Annotated in this window: 12 protein-coding genes and 2 pseudogenes; 6 read left to right on the forward strand and 8 right to left on the reverse strand. The window is 35.0% G+C overall.

Annotated elements, in window-relative coordinates:
* Positions 1–183: 183 nt before the first annotated feature.
* Positions 184–893 (forward strand): annotated as a pseudogene (locus ACFIL7_RS09780) (tyrosine-type recombinase/integrase); the annotation flags it as partial.
* Between the two features lie 492 nt (positions 894–1,385).
* Positions 1,386–1,988, forward strand: coding sequence for a superoxide dismutase (locus ACFIL7_RS09785; RefSeq protein ID WP_375634275.1), 603 nt, complete (start codon positions 1,386–1,388; stop codon positions 1,986–1,988).
* 82 nt (positions 1,989–2,070) lie between these two features.
* On the opposite strand, the gene ACFIL7_RS09790 is transcribed toward ACFIL7_RS09785, so the two are convergent.
* Positions 2,071–4,164 carry a S9 family peptidase gene (locus ACFIL7_RS09790; RefSeq protein WP_375634276.1) on the reverse strand — a complete coding sequence of 698 codons (2,094 nt, stop codon included), beginning with the start codon at positions 4,162–4,164 and terminating at the stop codon, positions 2,071–2,073.
* A gap of 854 nt (positions 4,165–5,018) precedes the next feature.
* Here ACFIL7_RS09790 and ACFIL7_RS09795 point away from each other — a divergent pair.
* Complete coding sequence (locus tag ACFIL7_RS09795) at positions 5,019–5,456, forward strand: MucR family transcriptional regulator (RefSeq protein WP_012754848.1); 438 nt, start codon at positions 5,019–5,021, stop codon at positions 5,454–5,456.
* Between the two features lie 98 nt (positions 5,457–5,554).
* Here ACFIL7_RS09795 and ACFIL7_RS09800 read toward each other — a convergent pair whose 3' ends face one another.
* Together ACFIL7_RS09800 and ACFIL7_RS09805 are read right to left on the reverse strand one after the other, a co-directional pair.
* Entirely contained in the window at positions 5,555–5,965 is a 411-nt protein-coding gene (locus ACFIL7_RS09800) for a SufE family protein (protein WP_375611146.1), read from the reverse strand.
* A gap of 108 nt (positions 5,966–6,073) precedes the next feature.
* Positions 6,074–6,449, reverse strand: a pseudogene (locus ACFIL7_RS09805) (DUF5330 domain-containing protein).
* 1,055 nt (positions 6,450–7,504) lie between these two features.
* On the opposite strand from ACFIL7_RS09805, the gene ACFIL7_RS09810 reads away from it, so the two are divergent.
* Entirely contained in the window at positions 7,505–8,338 is an 834-nt protein-coding gene (locus ACFIL7_RS09810) for a peptidoglycan-binding protein (protein ID WP_375634277.1), read from the forward strand.
* Positions 8,339–9,185: 847 nt separating this feature from the next.
* Here ACFIL7_RS09810 and ACFIL7_RS09815 read toward each other — a convergent pair.
* The 4 genes from ACFIL7_RS09815 to ACFIL7_RS09830 form a co-directional block, all read right to left on the reverse strand.
* Complete coding sequence (locus tag ACFIL7_RS09815; RefSeq protein WP_375683546.1) at positions 9,186–9,383, reverse strand: hypothetical protein; 198 nt, start codon at positions 9,381–9,383, stop codon at positions 9,186–9,188.
* 719 nt (positions 9,384–10,102) lie between these two features.
* Positions 10,103–12,769 carry a pyruvate, phosphate dikinase gene (gene ppdK, locus ACFIL7_RS09820; RefSeq protein ID WP_375634250.1) on the reverse strand — a complete coding sequence of 889 codons (2,667 nt, stop codon included), beginning with the start codon at positions 12,767–12,769 and terminating at the stop codon, positions 10,103–10,105.
* A 172-nt stretch (positions 12,770–12,941) separates the two neighbouring features.
* Positions 12,942–13,598, reverse strand: a complete 657-nt coding sequence (locus ACFIL7_RS09825) for a DsbA family protein (RefSeq protein WP_375611143.1) — start codon at positions 13,596–13,598, stop codon at positions 12,942–12,944.
* Positions 13,599–13,680: 82 nt separating this feature from the next.
* Positions 13,681–14,181 (reverse strand): DUF721 domain-containing protein, encoded by a 501-nt coding sequence (locus ACFIL7_RS09830; protein ID WP_375631604.1) that lies wholly within the window; start codon positions 14,179–14,181, stop codon positions 13,681–13,683.
* Positions 14,182–14,323: 142 nt separating this feature from the next.
* Here ACFIL7_RS09830 and mutY point away from each other — a divergent pair, with 142 nt between their 5' ends.
* On the forward strand, positions 14,324–15,382 hold the full coding sequence (mutY, locus tag ACFIL7_RS09835) for an A/G-specific adenine glycosylase (protein ID WP_375683547.1): 1,059 nt from the start codon (positions 14,324–14,326) through the stop codon (positions 15,380–15,382).
* Between the two features lie 757 nt (positions 15,383–16,139).
* Here the strand turns inward: mutY and ACFIL7_RS09840 are convergent.
* Positions 16,140–17,228: a site-specific DNA-methyltransferase gene (locus ACFIL7_RS09840; protein ID WP_375613050.1), complete on the reverse strand. Its 1,089-nt coding sequence runs from the start codon at positions 17,226–17,228 to the stop codon at positions 16,140–16,142.
* A gap of 371 nt (positions 17,229–17,599) precedes the next feature.
* Here ACFIL7_RS09840 and ACFIL7_RS09845 point away from each other — a divergent pair, with 371 nt between their 5' ends.
* Positions 17,600–18,295, forward strand: a complete 696-nt coding sequence (locus tag ACFIL7_RS09845; RefSeq protein ID WP_375634246.1) for an HAD family hydrolase — start codon at positions 17,600–17,602, stop codon at positions 18,293–18,295.
* The last annotated feature ends 1,291 nt before the right edge of the window (positions 18,296–19,586 follow it).

Consider the following 19,586-nt stretch of genomic DNA (forward strand, 5'->3'; position numbering starts at 1 on the left):
GTGCTCTGTCAACACATTGATTTATAATAATAAATCATCCTTTTTCAACTTGAATCATAACTCCGAATATAGTAAGATTTTCTCATCACAAACCCTCTCAGATTGAATCAATTAATATCACTTGCTTGCACGTCAAAAGCGGGGCTAGTGTGTGGGTAAAAATTGTACAAGAAAGGAGTAAAAATGGTTCTTATGAATCGTCTTAATGCAAGGGCTGTCGCAACATTGGGGCTGGCAAATATAATGATGGTGCCGGCTTGCTTCTTCATAAGCGTAAAGATGGTGGTGCTCAATGGCTTTATCGTTATACCATTCATGGTCGGCGCCGCGAAATGGGCTTGGGTGCATTAAGACATGTTTCTTTAAAAAAAGCCCGTGAATTAGCAAATCAATGGCGTTCTGTTTTGCATGAGGGGCGTGATCCCATTAAAGAACGTGAGAAACAAAAGCGTGAGGCAATAAGTAATCTCCATTACCTAAAAGACATTGCCTTAGATGCTTTTGAAAGTCGTAAAGCTGAATTAAAAGGAGATGGCAAGGCTGGGAATTGGTTTCTACCTTTACAACTTTATATTCTCCCCAAATTAGGCTGTATTCCTATTTCAGAAATTACACAAACAGAGATACGCAATGTTCTTGCTCCCATCTGGCATGCAAAAGCTGCAACCGCAGAGAAAGCAATAAATCGTCTTAATATTTGTCTCAAACATGCTGCTGCTTTGGGGCTGGATGTTGATTTACAAGCAACGATAAAAGCACGGGCTCTCTTAGGGAAACAACGCCATAAAGCACAAAATTTACCAGCAATGGACTGGAAAGATGTTCCTGCCTTTTATCAGTCACTCTGCAAAACAACAACAATGACACAACTGGCTTTGCGTTTGCTTATTCTTGCATTAAGCATAAAGATGGTAATGTCCACTAATTTTTACATTATATTATTCATGGGTAGCACCATAAAATAAAATCAAGCACATTGAAAAATATTTCCTAAAAAATAACACTTAATATTCTGTTGAAAACATTATGATACACCAATAAACTGGAAGAGTTTTGCAAAAATTAAAAACATTTTATATGGTATTTGAAAAAATAGAGATACAAAAACAAGGAATAATAACTATTTCCATTTACTTTTTATTCAAAAGATAATGATATTTATTACCCACTCATAGATGTAAAAAAATCTTCAGAAGCAATCTTTATGTAGACCAATACCCTTTTTGATTGATGAATATACATTTCCTAAAAGCTTCTTTTACAAAAAGAGAAACATTAAAACTATTTCATACAAACTAGGTATTCAACATTTGCTTTTAAATGCGGTAAATGGCAAATTAGACTTATGAAATAAGCTTAACAATTAGAATCGAGGAGATTTTTAAATGGCTTTTGAATTGCCCCCGTTGCCTTATGATTACGATGCCCTTTCGCCTTATATGTCACGCGAAACGCTTGAATATCATCATGATAAGCATCACCTTGCTTATCTTACCAACACCAATAATTTTGTGAAAGAGTTAGGCTTAGAAAATGAAAGCCTTGAAGATATTGTTAAAAAAAGTTTTGGAAAAAATATTGGTTTGTTTAATAATGCAGCGCAGTATTACAATCATAACCACTTTTGGCTTTGGATGAAAAAAAATGGTGGTGGCCAAAGACTTCCTGAAAAGTTAGCAAAAGCTATTGACGCTGATCTAGGTGGTTACGACAAATTCCGCGCTGATTTTATTGCTGCTGCTAGTGCCCAATTTGGTTCTGGATGGACGTGGGTTGCTGTTAAAGATGGCAAGCTTGAAATTATGAAAACGCCTAATGGTGAAAATCCCTTAGTGCACAATGCTCGCCCTATTTTGGGTGTCGATGTGTGGGAACATTCCTATTACATTGATTATCGCAATGCTCGACCGAAGTACCTCGAATCCTTTGTAGACCATTTAATTAATTGGGACTATGTTTTGGAACTTTATGAAGAATGTGAATTTTAAACTATCTAGATAACTTTTTAGTGTATGAAAGTCTCTATAATCCAATAAATTATCGGAGACTTTCATACAGAAGTATTATGGATTAGCAAAAGTCTTTTCCTGCTATCTTTAGAATATATGCATAGATATAGGCAACTTCTTCTAGCTTTGAAAAACGTCCAGCTGCACCAGCGTGCCCTGAATCCATATTAATACGTAATAAAACTGCATTATCGTCTGTTTTTAGGTCTCGTAATTTTGCCACCCATTTTGCAGGCTCCCAGTAAGTTACACGAGGATCTGTTAATCCTGCCATCACAAGTATAGGGGGATAGTTTTGAGCTTTGACATTATCGTAAGGGGAATAGGAAGCAATAAGCTTATAATCTTCTTCTGATTCAAGAGGATTCCCCCATTCGGCCCATTCTGGAGGTGTGAGTGGCAATGAAGCATCTAACATTGTCGCTAAGACATCAACAAAAGGCACATTCGCTACGATCCCAGCAAAATCCTGGGGAGCTATATTGGCAATGGCTCCCATCAACATCCCCCCTGCTGAACCACCATGAGCAATCAGCCGGTCGTGAGAAGTGAATTTATTGTTTACAAGGTAACGCCCACAAGCAATAAAATCTGTAAATGTATTGTGCTTAAAGAGATGCTTTCCTTTCTCATACCACTCTACTCCCTTTTCTTTTCCTCCGCGAATATGAGCAATCGCGTAAATAAAACCTCTGTTTACTAGAGAAAGTACATTACTATTGAAACTGGCAGGAATAGAGATCCCATAAGCACCATAACCGTAAAGCAGACAAGGCGCACCACCATCAAGGAGAGTGTTTTTGTGGTAAAAAAGTGAAATAGGAATCTTCTCACCATCGTCTGCTATTGCTGTAATCCGTCGTGTTACATATGCATCTTTATTATGCCCAGAGGGAATTATTTGCGTTTTTAAAAGCATTCGTTTACAATTTTTCATCTCATAATCAAACACTTGATCAGGTGTTGTCATAGATGAATAGGAAAAACGAATAGTTGGACTGTTATATTCTGCAACTCCTTGCAAACTTAAAGAATAAGCCTCTTCAGTAAAAGCAATGGAATTCACTTGTTTAGTGGTACGTTCCATCACTTTTATACGTGGAAGCCCCTCAAAACGTTCGATCCAGACAAGAAAATCTTGATAAGCATCATGGGATAATATTAGGCACCCAAGCTGATGTGGGACAAACTCAGACCAATTTTCTGATTGTGGAGATGTATATGGCGCTACCATAATTTTGAAATCTTTTGCATTATCTAAATTGGTCAGAATATAAAAGACATCACCACCCTCTGTAAGTGAATATTCAATACCTTTTTGTCGTTTCCGTACACATTGGGGAACAGTAAAAGGCGCCTCAGCAGGAATTAACCAGATCTCGGATGTTTCATGATCATGAATATTAATATAAATAACATCATTAAGCTTAGAACCGCTTACATCTAAGAAAAAACCTGGATTGTCTTCACGAAAAATAAGCTTATCTTGTGATTGATCTGTGTTTAATTGGTGATAATAGAGCTCTGAAGGTCGGTGGTTTTTATCCATCTTAGTATAAAAAAAACCTTCAGACCTAGCATCCCATACAATTTGACCAGATGTATCAGTAATTGTGTCCGTACAGTCAGACAATGTCTCAAAATTACGAATTTTAGCTGTATAGAATTCTGATCCTTTGTCATCATAGGTCCATACCACATGTGTATGGTCAGGAGATTCTTGAACTGAACCAAATTTGAAATATTCTTTGCCTTCTGCCAAGACATCACCATTAAGGTACACGTTTTTTTCTCCGCCATTCCTTGGTGTCTGAAAATAATGTGGTTGTTGGCCTCCGGTAACATAAGAGAATCCGTAAGCAAAAGGACCATGTTTTATAGGAACAGAACTATCATTCTCTTGGATCCTGTTTTTCATTTCGGTAAAAAGCAAATCTCGTAATGGTTTTGTATCAGCCATTTGAGCTGATTGATAAGCATTTTCTTTTTCAAGATAATGTCGAATATTGGGATCAAGACAGTTAGGATCTTTAAAAACATCTTGCCAGTTAGACGCACGTAGCCAATGATAGGGATCATCACGAAAAATACCATGATATATTTCCTTATGAGTGATTCTAGATGCTTTGGGAGGAATTGCAAAAGTGCGAGTCATACACAATCCTATATTAAAATATGTTAATAGCTTCGTTTATATGTTAGAATCACAGTGATTGATGCAAGTGTAAAAGTCTATAAGTTCTATTCACTTGCAAAAATAGCACCATGATAATTTTTAAAACTAATACCTTTCTGTTCATTACATATCACAGCTATTGTTTTCTAGGGATATAACACCACTTTTATAATGAAAGTGACTGGTAAAACAATTAAACTATTAGAAAAAGAATTGATTTTTTTTGAAACAGTATAATCGCATAATTTTACAGAGAGGAATAAATATATCTAAAATATTATTATTACTGTATAAAAAATAAAAATGTCCTATCTCCTTTTAATGAATAATTTTATATTATAAATAATACTATTATGTCATATTTATAATACATCATGTTTTTTATTATTAAATTTTATAAATATAAACAATAAAAATGAATTTAAAACTTATTAAACATAAACTTACTAAACTATAAGTATTCAAAAAAAATATAATAATTTATATATTATATTTTTATAATTAGTAATTTTATTTTTACGTTCTCAAAAAAAATAAATAAATTTTATCATATATTTTTTTATATTTGTGATGTATTATATATTATGTATGATATGTTATAGGATAAAAATATATTTTAGCATGTAATAATTTCGTTTTTCTTATTGTATATTATGACAAAAAATGGGTATTTATTTGATTTTTTTGTGTTTTGGCAATTTTATAGAATAATTGAATTGACAAAAAAGATTTTTGTACAATATGAAGCTCATGTGCATGAGATCTTTATATCATGAGTATATGCACTATATCTCGATTTTGAATTACTCAATTTTAAATTAAAGGAAACAAGAATGGAACATCGTGCAGTCTTAGAGACTGAAAGCAATTTAGTTATTACATTGGTTGCTGATATTGTTGCTGCCTACGTGAGTAATAATTCTATTCGACCGACTGAAGTGCCAAGTTTAATTGCTGATGTCCATGCTGCTTTTCGTAAAGCAGGGAATCTAGAGTTAACAGAAGTCGAAGTTGAAAAACAAAGGCCTGCCGTTAATCCGAAGCGTTCAGTATTTCCTGATTATCTCATTTGCCTTGAAGATGGAAAGAAGTTTAAATCTCTAAAGCGTCATCTCATGACACATTATGGAATGTTGCCAGAGGAATATCGTGAAAAATGGCAGTTAGATAGTTCTTATCCTATGGTGGCGCCTAATTATGCAAAAACACGATCGGCTTTGGCCAAAGAAATGGGGCTTGGACGCAAAAGCAAACGGAAAAAAACTAAATAATCTTATTTTGCGAAAAAATGGTTTCATGTATAAAGTTGATTTTAGTATACATGTTTTGTGTGAAGCTTTTGTATATATAGCAATTTCTACCAAGGGGATTACATATAGCTTTCGTTACGAATCCGTTTAATCATTGATTTCAGACCATTTGATCGTTGTGGTGTAAGATTTTCATTTAAACCAAGTTTTTCAAAGAGCTCTTGAGCATCAGAATTGCGAATTTCAGAAGCTTTTTTGCCTGAATAAAAAGCAAGAAGTATGTAAATGAGTCCACGCACAATATGAGCATCGGAATCACCTTGAAACGTCAATATTGGATCTTTTGAGTTATTACGTGAAGATAAAAGCCACACTTGGCTAACACAACCAGGAACTTTGTGAGCATCGTTTCGAGCGCTTTCTGGAAAAGGTGGCAATTCATAGCCAAGCTCGATGACATAACGATAACGATCTTCCCAATTATCCAAAAGCGAAAAGTTTTCTATAATATTACCGATTGTTTCCGCCATTATTTTAGTCCTGTTTCGTTTGAATAATCATTCTTGAATACACTTATAAAAAATAAATATTTATTCTTCCTAACATAAATAACACGAAGAACGTTAAAAATCCTTATTTCAAGATAACATTGCATGGTTTTGTAAGAACTCTTGTATTTCGATTTTGTAAGAAACATTAGGGGAAGTCTCTGATATCATTTTTGTTTCCTAATATGTTCCCTAAATATTCATAAGCAGCTCTTGCACCGTAATATGCGCGCTCGCCAAGTGAACTTAAAAAGGATTTTCCTACTTTGCAGGTTTTTATATTACGGTCACAAAATGCGCCTAAGTCATTTAAGGCTTCCTTAAAAGCAATAATCACATCGCTCGTTGTTGTCTCATTATTTTGGGGGCTAGAAGAATGGTTACTGCTTGGATCTGCTACAAAAAATGAAATAATGACAAAAATAAAAAATAAAAAAAATGATAATTTGATTAAAAAACGTATCATGGATAATCAATGTACCGCAGTGGTAAATACAATAAAAGAAACATTTTATACACTGTTGCTTTATAAACAATTTATAAAATGTGCTTTTTATAAAATTGAGTATTCATGTATTGGATCTATATCATTGGCTTTTTTATAAATATGGCACAATTCCGCTGTATAAAATGGGATACATTGTCTATTCAGTAAAAAATTAACATCAAAATTATACACTTACAAGCTGGTCATGTTAATGAACATACTATGATAAAAAATGAGAGAGATAATCATGTTGTGTACATAATTATTTTAAATAATAGTCCACCATATTAGCTTAGTTGAAAAGGCTAAAAAGAGTAAAATTCTGTTATTCTGACTCTAGTGTCGATAAAATATTTATATTATCTATAAAATTTTTACTGGAATGTTATGAAAATGGTCAACATGTCGATAAAAACATCAAAAAAATAACTGCATCTCTTATGATTACATCTCAAGCCAGTTTTTTTTCTATAACATTGTAAACATCAATTTAATTGATACTTATGAAAATTATTTAATAGAAGGAATTTATACCAAAATATAATAATATTAAGAGATAATTATTCTTACCAAACCGTTTATGGATCAGTAACCATCTATATGTAAATTATAAAGAATAGATAACGATTGTCATCTTTTTAGCGTTATAGGCAAATATTTTCAATTTTATTTTAAATAATAGGCAAACATATGCCACAAAATGAAGAATAACGTGGCATTATTGTTTAGATAATTATATGTGATAATGCAGTTTGCAAACACCAAAATGATCTTGAATGCTAATCATTTGGTACTCTCTTTATACACATTAAAGATTTGTAAAAAAATGAAATGAATAAAAGTTGGTAAGAACTCTTGTTGATTTATCAACTTATAAATTGATATAATGAAGCTGCTCATTCTAGGAGTTTGAAAGGAAAAATCAATAATGTCAATGCACTTCTCTCTGGCTGGAAGTAAGAACTGATTCATATTCGTTTCCTAATTTATATTTGTTTCTTTGTAAAAAATAAACGCAACTGAAAATAAAAGTAATGGCAACAAAACGAAAGACATACCGAAAAAAAACTGTAAAACACCGTAAATACTACAGTAGTATTGTTATAACACTTCTTCTTATAACTTTTCATTTTATTTTTTGGAGTGCAAAAACTCTTTATTTCTATACACGAAAAAATACTTTATTTTTTGTTGGATTTCTTCTTTTTAGCATTAGTTTTTTATTTATTTCATTTAATGCTTTATTTTCGCAAATGACAACGCATCAAAATATTTTAACTCAAATGAAATTTTCCTCTGTTCAAAGTATAGGTAAGAGCTCTAATTTATCGGAAAAAGAAGAAAAATCACAAGAACTCTCCCGTGTAGCTTCTGTACATTCTCAAAGTCATAACCACACAAATTCACCTTTACCCTCTCAATCAGCAAGCATGCTGGAAAAGCAAAAAGAACTAGCAAAATTAGGATTTTATGATGGTCCATTAGATGGACTGGAAGGACCTAAAACACGCCGAGCCATCACTTTATGGAAACAGCAAACTGCTCAGAGAATGCAAAAGAATGTTCTATCTAATCCCGCAGCAGATGAAATCGCGATATTAATTAAGCAAAGCGAAATAGAAACAAACAATACAAAAAATATGACACACTTAAAAGAAGCTATTTTAGAGCCTTCTGTTGAAGATATTATACAAGTGCAAAAAGCTTTACATATTTTTGGGAATGAGGAGGTTATTGTCACAGGAATAGAAGATCAAAAGACGATAGAAGCCTTAAAACAGTTTCAAAAAATATTTGATCTTCCTGTAACAGGTAAAATTAATCACACAATTTTAATGAAAATGCGTGAAATTGGTTTATTAAATTGAAGCTAATCATAATAATCTCTTAATTTATAATGATAATTCATCTTTCGTTTGTTTAATGCTCCCCTCAAACATTCCTTCATCTCAAGCCCTCTTATATTCAATCAATCAGAATGGTTTTCTTACACATTACATATTGAGCCGTATAATTTGCTTCAAAAAAACCACAACCGATTGCAGAAAAAAGAATATTGCAAAATAGCAAACGCGCTTGTTCTAGCATTTTTATTGCCTCTGATGATAAAAGGACACGAAATTTTTGTAGTATCACGTAAACCTTTCATATTATCGAACCACGAATTGTCCATATATTATCGTCAATTTGATCTTTATAAATATGATGCAAAGAATTTGTGCAAACACCTGTAAGGATAAGTAGACATAAAGCTAGTTGTGTTATGGTTGTTGTTTTGCAAAGTGTCTGATAAAAAACCGGCACTTCTCTCTAATCTACTGCTGGAAAGTTATGTGTTTTATGACATTGTCTTCTTAAGAGAGCGTGTGCGTTTAGTATTGCCTATAAATCAACATCCAAACCTAACGCAGCAGTATGTTTGAAACAAATGTTAAGACAGTTTAGTACTTCTCTCAGCTGTTATAGCTTTTGTATGCCAAATGGAAGCAAGAATATTGCGCATCTCTGTTTGTATAATCTCTTAAAACAGGAAAACAGCCTAATTTGGGAAGAATATGAAAATTTAAGGTAAAAACCAGTTTTCATCTTTGCCATTTCCTTTTAATTCAGCTTTACGCCTTTCAAATACATCTAAAGCAATATCTTTAAAATAACGGAGATTACCTATTGCCTCATGCTCTTATTTATCACATGTCTTTTTAGTCTCACTCCCCCTCACCTAAAACAAAATGTCCCAAACGGAATATACTTGGATTGCCATTCACGGGCTTTCTTAAAAAACATCTCTAAAGCACCCAAAACCACTTCGCAACAACGCCCGTGAATAATAATAGCAGCCCCCCCCACAACAACTGCGCGACAGCGCACATCATCTTTACGCTTATGAAGAAGCAAGCCGGCACCATTACACACTGTACCTACCTTCAATTTGTGATAGCTCTCACTTGAGATGATTCATAAGAGGCATATCCTTGCTTTATTTTTTTATCCACAGACGCTCATCCGGCCTGTAACATACAAAAAACATGGTTTTGATTGATTCATTATAAAAGAAGTCGAAATAAGAAGATCTTATGATATTTACAGCTTTCATTCAATATGAGAAATAAAAAATTATCTTTATAAATCAATAGATTGTGTAACTTTGATATTCCTTTATAAATGTAAAGATGGGAGTGCATAATGGAGTTTATAAATTTTGGGAAGATTTTTATAAACTTACGGGGAGTTTTACATAATCCCCATTCCACGAATATCAATGTGAAATGGAGCATCCACTGAGAAATGTCTATCTCAAACAGCATGATGTGCAAAAAAAAATGCATTTGTTTGGAGCATTCTATTTTGCGTGAGGAGCTCATTCCCCTATAAAAAAGCAAACGCATAAATTGACTGCACAATAACACGTTTCTCTCTATCAAGAGGTTCGCCAATAGAAAGTAGTATTAATAATACATCTTTGTCTATCCTGCTTTATATTTTCTCTCATAAACCTCTAAAAAAAACACTTTCTCGCGTAACACAACTTATCGTGCATTTTAGAAGCATTTTTATTCCCTTTATTAAAGAAAATAAAAGAATATATAAAAATTTATTTCAGTAATAACGATACAACAAAAAATATTAACCCATTACATCCTTTTTGCTATTGCGGCCTGAGCTGCTGCTAAACGAGCAATTGGCACTCGAAAAGGAGAACACGAAACATAATCTAGGTTATTTTCTTCGCATAAAGCAATAGAGGCAGGATCGCCTCCATGTTCACCGCAAATTCCCAATTTTATTTTTGCACACTTTGAGCGTCCACGCTGTGCAGCAATGGTAATAAGTTCCCCTACTCCATCACGGTCAATAGACACAAAAGGATCTTGCTCTAAAAGACCTTTTTGAAAATAGGTTGCCAAAAAAGGAGCTGCATCATCACGGGAAATCCCAAAAGTAGTTTGTGTCAAATCGTTTGTTCCAAATGAAAAAAATTCAGCAGTTTCAGCAATTTCATCTGCTCGAAGCGCCGCTCTTGGAAGTTCAATCATCGTCCCAACCATATATTGAATAGTGCTTCCCTTTTCTTTCATCACTTCCTCAGCAACCTGATCAATACGCGCTTTCACAAAATCGAGTTCAGATTTAAGCGCAACCAGTGGCACCATAATTTCAAGCATAACAGGAGATCCAGATTTTTGGGCAGCTTCTGCTGCTGCTTCAAAAATCGCCCGCGCTTGCATTTCTGCAATTTCAGGATAAGTAATAGCTAAACGGCATCCTCGTAATCCAAGCATAGGATTAAATTCGTGCAACTGCTGAGTGCGTTCAGCAAGCACTTCAGCAGAAACCCCCATAGCTGTTGCAACATCAAGAATTTCTGCTTTCGTTTTAGGCAAAAATTCATGTAATGGTGGATCTAGCAAGCGGATAGTAACAGGTAAACCACACATAATTTCAAATAATTCACTAAAATCTGAACGCTGCATTGGCAAAAGCTTATCTAGTGCTTTACGACGACCACTTTCATCATGACTTAAAATCATTTCACGCATGGCAACGATACGTTCATCAGAAAAAAACATATGCTCCGTACGGCAAAGACCTATACCTTCAGCCCCAAAAGAGCGTCCCATACGGGCATCAGATGGTGTATCAGCATTAGCGCGAACTCTTATACGTCGCATCCCATCAGCCCATTCCATTAATTTTGCAAAGTCTCCGCAAAGCTGAGGCTGCAACATTGCAACTTTCCCTTTGAAAATTTCTCCACTTCCACCATCAATTGTGATAACATCACCTTTTTTTAGGCTTTCTCCTGAGGCAAACAACGTATTTGTGTTATAATCAATCCGCACACTGCCAGCACCAGAAATACATGGTTTTCCCATCCCCCGCGCAACAACAGCAGCGTGACTTGTCATACCGCCACGCGTTGTTAAAATTCCTTCTGCAGCATGCATACCATGAATATCTTCTGGGCTTGTTTCTACCCGGACCAAAATAACTTTGCGACCTTCCGCCGACACAGTTTCTGCCTCTTCTGAAGTAAAAACAATTTCACCAGTTGCGGCTCCAGGAGAAGCAGGTAAACCACGTCCTATAACAAAACGTTCTGCTTTGGGATCAAGTGTTGGATGCAAAAGTTGGTCAAGCGACTTTGCATCAATACGCATCACAGCCTCTTCACGGTTTATTAACCCCTCCTCAACCATTTCAATTGCCATCTTGAGAGCCGCACGAGCCGTGCGTTTTCCTGAACGAGTCTGAAGCATCCATAATTTACCTTTTTCAATGGTAAATTCGAGATCTTGCATATCCCGATAATGCTGCTCAAGATTCTGCGCAATCTGACATAATTTCAAAAAAGCCTCAGGCATAATTTTTTCTAACGACGGTCTATTTGAACCAGAAACAATACGCGCATTTTCTGTAATATTTTGAGGCGTTCGAATGCCCGCCACAACATCTTCCCCTTGCGCATTAACTAAAAACTCACCATAAAGTTCTTTTTTCCCTGTCGATGGATTGCGTGTAAAAGCAACGCCCGTTGCCGAATCTTCTCCCATGTTACCAAAAACCATAGCTTGCACATTAACTGCCGTTCCCCAACTTTCAGGAATGCTATGTAAACGGCGATAAGTAACTGCACGTGCTGTCATCCAACTTGAAAAAACGGCTCCAATCGCCCCCCATAACTGTTGTTCAGGATCTTGTGGAAAAGGGGTTCCTAATTTTTCTTCAACATAGGCTTTATAAGAAATAATAACATTCTTCCAATCATCTGCTGTCATTTCTGTATCAATAGTGTAACCATTGCATGCTTTTACTTCATCAAGAATCTCTTCAAAATACGAATGGTCTAGCCCCAAAACAACGTTAGAATACATTTGGATAAAACGCCGATAACTATCATAAGCAAAACGTTCATTATTGGCTTGTAAAGCAATTGCTTTTACAGTTTTATCATTCATGCCAAGGTTCAGCACTGTATCCATCATCCCTGGCATAGAAGCCCTAGCCCCTGAACGAACAGACAGCAAAAGTGGTCTTTGTTCATTCCCAAATTCACGTCCTGTTTGTTCAGCAACGTATCTTAGTGCTTGCTTAACAGATTCCTGTAGCTCTTCTGGATATGATTTGTCATGGGCATAATAAAAATTACAAACTTCTGTTGTCAGCGTAAATCCGGGTGGTACGGGCAAACCAAGATTACTCATTTCTGCCAAATTAGCCCCTTTACCTCCGAGAAGGTTACGCTCACTTGCACTTCCTTCTGCCTTTCCATCTCCAAAACTATAAACCCATTTTTTCACTGTACAAATCCTCCCATATCAGCTTCAAAACATCATTCAACCCAGGCTCACTTAAAAGCAATGATTTGATTCAAAATTGGCTCAACGATATCGCTTCATAAATGCATAATATTAATCCTTCTAAAAGAGATAATGACCAAAAATCACTATCCATCTTCTGGAAGATTAAGATTCAGTTTTTTAGAAAACTATCAATCACCGAAAAAAATTCTTCTACTTTCATGGCACCTTCATATTTACTACCATTAATAAAGAAAGTAGGTGTTGCTGTGACACCAAGCTCTTTACCGCGTTCAAAAGATGCATTTACTTCATCTAAAATGGACTGATTTTTCAAACACGCAGTAAAACTTTCATCTGTAAAACCAGCCATTAAGCCAATTTTCTTCAATGGTGTTAGAGCATTTTTTCCGAAAGCCCATTCATTTTGTTTTTGAAATAAAACTTCTATCAAAGGAAAATAGCGATCTTCCGGTGCACACCGTGCCAACATAAAACCTGCTGTTGCCCGAGGATCAAAAGCATATTCTCGGAAAATAAGTTTTACTTTTCCTGTTTTGATATATTTTTTACGAATTTGGGGAAGTATATCATTATAAAAATGCGCACAATGGGTACATGTCAACGAAGCATACTCAACAATGACGACTGGTGCATCCGCCTCTCCCTCAAAGCGATCCTTTACTTTACCCGATTGAAGAAGCTCTGCCATATCAACAGTTGCCACTGATTTGGGATCACGCGCTAAAGCAACTGTTACACTGTTTTGTACAATCGTTATGAAGAGAAAAATTATCCCGAAAGATAAAAAAGAACGATATTTTACCATAAATAATACTTTTCTGTTGTTATTAACGAATAGGAATCCAATGCTTTCTCATATATTAAAGAAAAATATATAAAATATCTTTCTATTTATTATTTTTTTCCAAAAAAATGCAACAGCCAAGTTGATAAAGTGCTTGGTGCAAACTTTTATCTTCAATTCCTTCAAGCATTTTTTCCACGCATTTTTTGTCTTGTTCACTCAAAGGCGGTTTTAGAGGCAAGTGATTCATAAAAACCGACATACTCCTTTGCTCAATCTTGATGCGATCAATAGCAATATAGCCAAAAAATCCGTTAATTCTATGAAGTAATTCCTCTGTTTCATGCATCAATTTTAACGCAGCAAATCCTTCACATGCGACAACAAGTGTTGCTGGCTGAAAAACTTCATCTTGATCTGCACGACGTTTCCAAATAATTTTAAGCGGCATTGTATGTTCACTGATATCATAGCCCGCAATTTGTGGCCAATGTTCTATAAGCGCTACATTAAGCCCTGTCCGTTTGCGTAAAACTGGATCAAGTATTTTGTATACCGTCTCAGAAAGAGAATAAAAGATACGTTTTTTAAGTTGTTTTCTCATTTTTAGATCATTGTTCAACCGCTTACTAAATTAAAATCATTTGTTTCATCTAAAAATTGTTGCCTCCTCAATTTATGAAATATCAACAAAATAAATAATTTTTTCTTTTGCATTTTATATCTCCCTATGCTTGAAAGCAATCATGTATGAAATTTCTTCGCACCTCCTTGCTTGGTACGATCAAAATCACAGACATCTTCCGTGGCGGATTACCCCAGAAAAGCAAAAACAAGGTATCCGTCCTGATCCTTATCAAGTTTGGCTTTCTGAAATCATGCTTCAACAAACAACCGTTGAAACAGTTAAGCCTTATTTTAAAAAGTTTCTAAAACTATGGCCTGATCTTTCCTCTTTAGCAAAAGCCTCACAAGATGATATCATGAAAGCATGGGCTGGACTTGGTTATTATTCACGCGCACGTAATCTTAAAAAATGTGCGCGACAGCTTGTTGAAAACTACGCGGGACAATTTCCACAATCTGTAAAAGAATTGCGAACTCTAGCCGGTATTGGAGATTATACTGCCGCAGCCATTGCTGCGATTGCTTTTAACCACCCTGTAGCAGTGGTTGATGGTAATGTCGAACGTGTGGTAGCGCGACTTTTTGCTATCACTTCAATATTGCAAAAAGCAAAAGTTGAAATTAAAGAAAAAACACAAAAAATTACTGCTTTAAATCGTCCTGGTGACTTTGCTCAAGCAATGATGGATTTGGGAGCAACAATTTGTACTCCACGCAAACCATCTTGTTATACCTGCCCTCTTCAATGTTTATGCAAAGCAGAAAAGATACAACAAACGGAGTCTTTTCCAGTTAAAGCCCCTAAAAAAGAACGCCCTTCAAAAACAGGTATTGCTTTTGTGGTCCTTAATAAAAAGAAACAAATTTATTTGGAAAAACGACAGACGCAAAAGCTCCTTGGTGGAATGACCCAAATTCCTAACAATATTGGCATAAACAACGAAAATGGGCTCCAAAATGCACCCTTTACTGCCAATTGGCAATTCAAAGGACAAATTACGCATGTTTTTACTCACTTTTCTCTAAAACTCGATGTTTACTATACTGAGAATGTTCATGAAATGAATTATGAAAATGGTTGGTGGTGTAACATTCAACATCTTGCCGAAGAAGCACTACCTACTGTTATGAAAAAAGCCATTTCCGTAGCACTTCCCAATTCTTTCAGATTTAAATAACCTTCCCTATTCATAAAAATGTTTTCTAATGGAGACTTTTGTATCTCTAGCGATCATTTATTAATCTGTAAAAGAAAAATTTTAAAAAATGAAATAACCAATTTTTTCTACAGACAAAAATTAAGGAGGGATAGAAACGCTTAGAAGCTTTAGATTTAAATTTCAGGATCTATCCTTTTTTGCTTATGAAGGAGCAAGTCAGCACCATCATTATATTTACCAGCCTCCTACAACAACCCTTGGCACTTGAAACGGTTCATAAAAGGTACTTTTTAATTCTTTCTTTAATAATTTTATTCACACGCCACCCCCGCTTATGACATGCAAGCAAGTAAATTTTATTGATTCAATATGAAACAGGTCTGAAATAAGAAAATTTGACGATATTCGGGGAGGACGTCAATATGAATAACGCTAAATTAGCTTGATAAACCAATACATCTTACGCACTTTACAGATGTACGTATTCAAAAACGCACTTAATTTTGAACTTCTGAATGAACCTTTTAATTCTGATATTTCATTTTTATAAGCTTATATTGAAATTTTACTGTTTTGGAACTAAAATCAGAACATAGAGTGAAAATTTCTCATTTTAATTTCTTCTAAAAGAAGCATAAAAATACTCGCTTGCCGCTTATAAGCGGATTAGTGTTTTAATAAAAAACATCTAAGAAAGGCAAAAACACCCTCCCGTCCATCTCAATCAAGATCAGGTACATTGATGATCACTCTAGAATGAAGCGATCAGCTTAGTTCATAAAACACCCGTTTTTAACATTTGTGAACGTATGATCATTCTTAAATGATCTATGGACTTCAACCGTCCATTTTCCTCATAATACCAAAAGGTCCAACCATTACAACTCTGCGAATCTTGAGCCTTTCTTCCCATTGCGTGAATTGAGCCCGCTTCACCACCATGCATAATCGTACCATCAGCTCTTACAATAGCAGATACTTGCTTCTTACGATCATACAGAACTTCTCCAGGATAGAGTAAACCTGCTTCAAGCAAACTGTTGAATGCTACGCGTGGTTCTGCTTTTTTTCTATCCAAAATCGCTAGTTCTGGTTGCGCTAAAGGTTGAACCGCTGCAATTCTCTCACATGCTGCATCGATGTAATCTTGCTCGCGTTCAATCCCAACAAAATCACGCCCTAAAAGCTTGGCAACAGCACCTGTTGTTCCCGAACCAAAAAACGGATCGAGAATAACATCTCCAGGTTTACTAGAAGCCATAATAATACGCGCTAATAACGCTTGCGGTTTTTGTGTTGGATGTAATTTACGCCCTGAATCATCCTTTAAACGTTCAGCTCCAGTGCAGAGAGGGAAAAGCCAATCTGAACGCATTTGTAGATCTTCATTTGCCGCTTTTAAGGCATCATAATTAAATGTGTACTTTTTATCTTTTTGATCTCGCACAGCCCAAATAAGCGTCTCATGAGCATTTTGAAAACGGCGCCCTCGAAAATTAGGCATCGGATTATTCTTGCGCCAAATAATATCATTAAGCATCCAAAAACCTAAATCTTGTAATGCCGTCCCAACTCGAAAAATATTATGGTAAGATCCGATAACCCAAAGTGTTCCGTTGGGTTTTAATACACGACGACAAGCAAGCAACCATGCACGAGTAAAAGCATCATAAGCAGCAAAACTCTCAAACTGATCCCATGCATCATCAACCGCATCAACAAGCGAATGATCTGGACGATATAAAGCTCCGTCCAATTGCAAATTATAGGGTGGATCCGCAAAAATCATATCAACGGAATGTTTTGGAAGTTTTTCTAGAACGGAAACACAATCTCCTTTAAAAATTTTATTGCGCCATGGCATCTGTGAGGGAGTACGAAGAAAATCTTTTTGAAGCTGAATAACTGTCATGAAAAACCCAACAAAATTAACTGAATTTGCCCTATAATCAACCAAAATAGTTTATAGGCCCGCATTACCAATCCATATTTACAAAATAGCGTAAACGTATCGTTAAAGTTCTACAAAATTGATAATTGTTTTTGTTTTTTTAAGTAAAAAAACTTTCATATGAATGAAACCTTATTTTTCTTTTTTTCAATGTACTGTTCCCATATCTTTTATTTCGTAAAAGAATTAAGAATCATTTTCAAAGCGTATTTTTATGAAATAAGATCCTCTCAATATCGTTTTCATGAAAGTTGTCCATCTCGTAACATGTAAAGGAATATCTTATGCCTCAGATAGATCTTATTATTTTTGATTGTGACGGAGTTCTCGTCGACTCTGAATATCTTGCAGCAAAAATTGGATCTCAATTGCTCAAACAAACAGGATATGAAATATCACCCGAAGAATTGAGTGAGCGTTTTGCAGGGCTTATTTTTCGCGATATTCTTAAACACGTTGAACAGGAAACAGAAAAACCAATTTCCGCTCATCTCATAGATCAGATGACTAATATTTTTCGTACACAAATAAAAACTAAATTACGGGCTATTGATGATGTAAGAGAAGCCATAGAAATTATTCAAACACGCTATCCCTACTGTATCTGCTCTAATGCAAAAAGCGTAGATATAAAAGAGATGCTCACCACGGTTGATCTCTATGACCTTTTTGAAGGTAAAATATTTTCAGCACCTGAAGTTGGAACAAAAAGAACGAAACCGGCCCCTGATGTTTTCCTTTTTGCCGCACAACAATTACAGGCAGAGCCCCAAAACACTATCGTTATAGAAGATTCCCTTCATGGTGTACACGCAGCCACAGCAGCAGGCATGCGTGTCATCGGCTTTACGGGAGGATCACATAGCTATCTTGGCCACTCTAATGCACTTGCAGAAGCTGGTGCAGAAACAGTTATCGCAAAACATGCTCATTTAGGAGAAGTCTTAGAAGCAATGGCAGTATGGAGGGATCTATTATAAAAAATCTCTTGAATATATTAGTTTGTAAACTCTTATGTAAGAAGCATTTTTACTCAAATGCCCTTCTCTTCTCGTTGCTTCTTTTATAATAACTTCAATAAATGCGTAATTCACGATACGGGTGAATTGCATTTCAATGTGAAGGAAAAAATATAGCACCTCGTTGAGCAATCAATAAGTCAGTTAACCATTGCACGCGCTTTAAAAAAGCAAACAACAGGGAGGAAAACTCATAAAAATCAAACCCTGCTTATCTATCTCAAATCCGATATCTCACTCCCAACCTCAGCAGCCCATCCTGATAAGTTATTATATTTTTCAAAAAAGGAATATGACGATGCCCTGCTCGATAAGATGTGAAAATTGCTAGCCTCTTCCATCTGATCAAAAAAATCACACACTATGGTAAAATTTTAGAGTATGTGCGTATTGGTCATGGAAAGCATATTAAAATTCGCGGAATCTATGGAATACAAGAGTTTATTGAAAACAACAAAAGCGTCCTTGTTGAGTTAGAAGAACTTATATTTACTCAATCCAAATCTCATAAACTTGTTGAAGGCTTATTTACTTTGCTGCTTAAACAGTATTTTAACAGCTTCAATCGGTACAACCTCCCTAAGATTACAAAAAACAAAAAGAATACATTCTTATAAAGATTTGCATTTTATAAAAAACATTTCATACCAAGTAATTTACAGACAATATATTGATTTATAATCATAATTTATCATTATTCAAATTAAGCAAAAAAAACGAATATTGTAAGATTCTCTCATTTCAAATCTGGATATGCTGAATTAAATAAATAAAGAAATAAAAATGCCTTTTAATGAATCATCTCAAAAGGCAAAAATTATAGCAACATTAGGAGCGAGAAAAGTGTATGGCAATGCCATCTTTCTTCTTTATAAACGTCAAAAATTCTGATGCCCTAAGAATTTTATATTATGGGGGCTTTATCATCATATCTATCATTGCAAAATAGGCTTGAGTACCTTGAGAACGGTTTCTTTAAAAAAGCACATAAATATGAAACATATAATCATGTTAAACAAGCGACAGAGATACCAATAGTTGCTTAAAATTTTCCGAAAGCACTTAATAGCCTTTTTAAATAAGCAATGAAATCAGACCTTTTCAAAAGTAATCCACTTTCTAAAAATAAAAGCGGCTTTTCAGTTTGGAAAAAAGAAAGTGTTGAAAATATTATCTAATGCTGATCTTTCGGCACTCATAAATATGTCTAAATTATATTCTTCTATACACCGCCTTCCATCATAGTAATATG

Source organism: Bartonella sp. AP3QHHD (assembly GCF_042195765.1).
Taxonomy (GTDB): Bacteria; Pseudomonadota; Alphaproteobacteria; order Rhizobiales; family Rhizobiaceae; genus Bartonella.

Excerpts from the sequence above, each read along its gene's own strand:
- ACFIL7_RS09785 (WP_375634275.1), top strand. The coding sequence starts at position 1,386 with ATGGCTTTTGAATTGCCCCCGTTGCCTTATGATTACGATGCCCTTTCG.
- ACFIL7_RS09790 (WP_375634276.1), bottom strand. The coding sequence starts at position 4,164 with ATGACTCGCACTTTTGCAATTCCTCCCAAAGCATCTAGAATCACTCAT.
- ACFIL7_RS09795 (WP_012754848.1), top strand. The coding sequence starts at position 5,019 with ATGGAACATCGTGCAGTCTTAGAGACTGAAAGCAATTTAGTTATTACA.
- ACFIL7_RS09800 (WP_375611146.1), bottom strand. The coding sequence starts at position 5,965 with ATGGCGGAAACAATCGGTAATATTATAGAAAACTTTTCGCTTTTGGAT.
- ACFIL7_RS09810 (WP_375634277.1), top strand. The coding sequence starts at position 7,505 with ATGGCAACAAAACGAAAGACATACCGAAAAAAAACTGTAAAACACCGT.
- ACFIL7_RS09825 (WP_375611143.1), bottom strand. The coding sequence starts at position 13,598 with ATGGTAAAATATCGTTCTTTTTTATCTTTCGGGATAATTTTTCTCTTC.
- ACFIL7_RS09830 (WP_375631604.1), bottom strand. The coding sequence starts at position 14,181 with ATGAGAAAACAACTTAAAAAACGTATCTTTTATTCTCTTTCTGAGACG.
- mutY (WP_375683547.1), top strand. The coding sequence starts at position 14,324 with ATGTATGAAATTTCTTCGCACCTCCTTGCTTGGTACGATCAAAATCAC.
- ACFIL7_RS09840 (WP_375613050.1), bottom strand. The coding sequence starts at position 17,228 with ATGCCATGGCGCAATAAAATTTTTAAAGGAGATTGTGTTTCCGTTCTA.
- ACFIL7_RS09845 (WP_375634246.1), top strand. The coding sequence starts at position 17,600 with ATGCCTCAGATAGATCTTATTATTTTTGATTGTGACGGAGTTCTCGTC.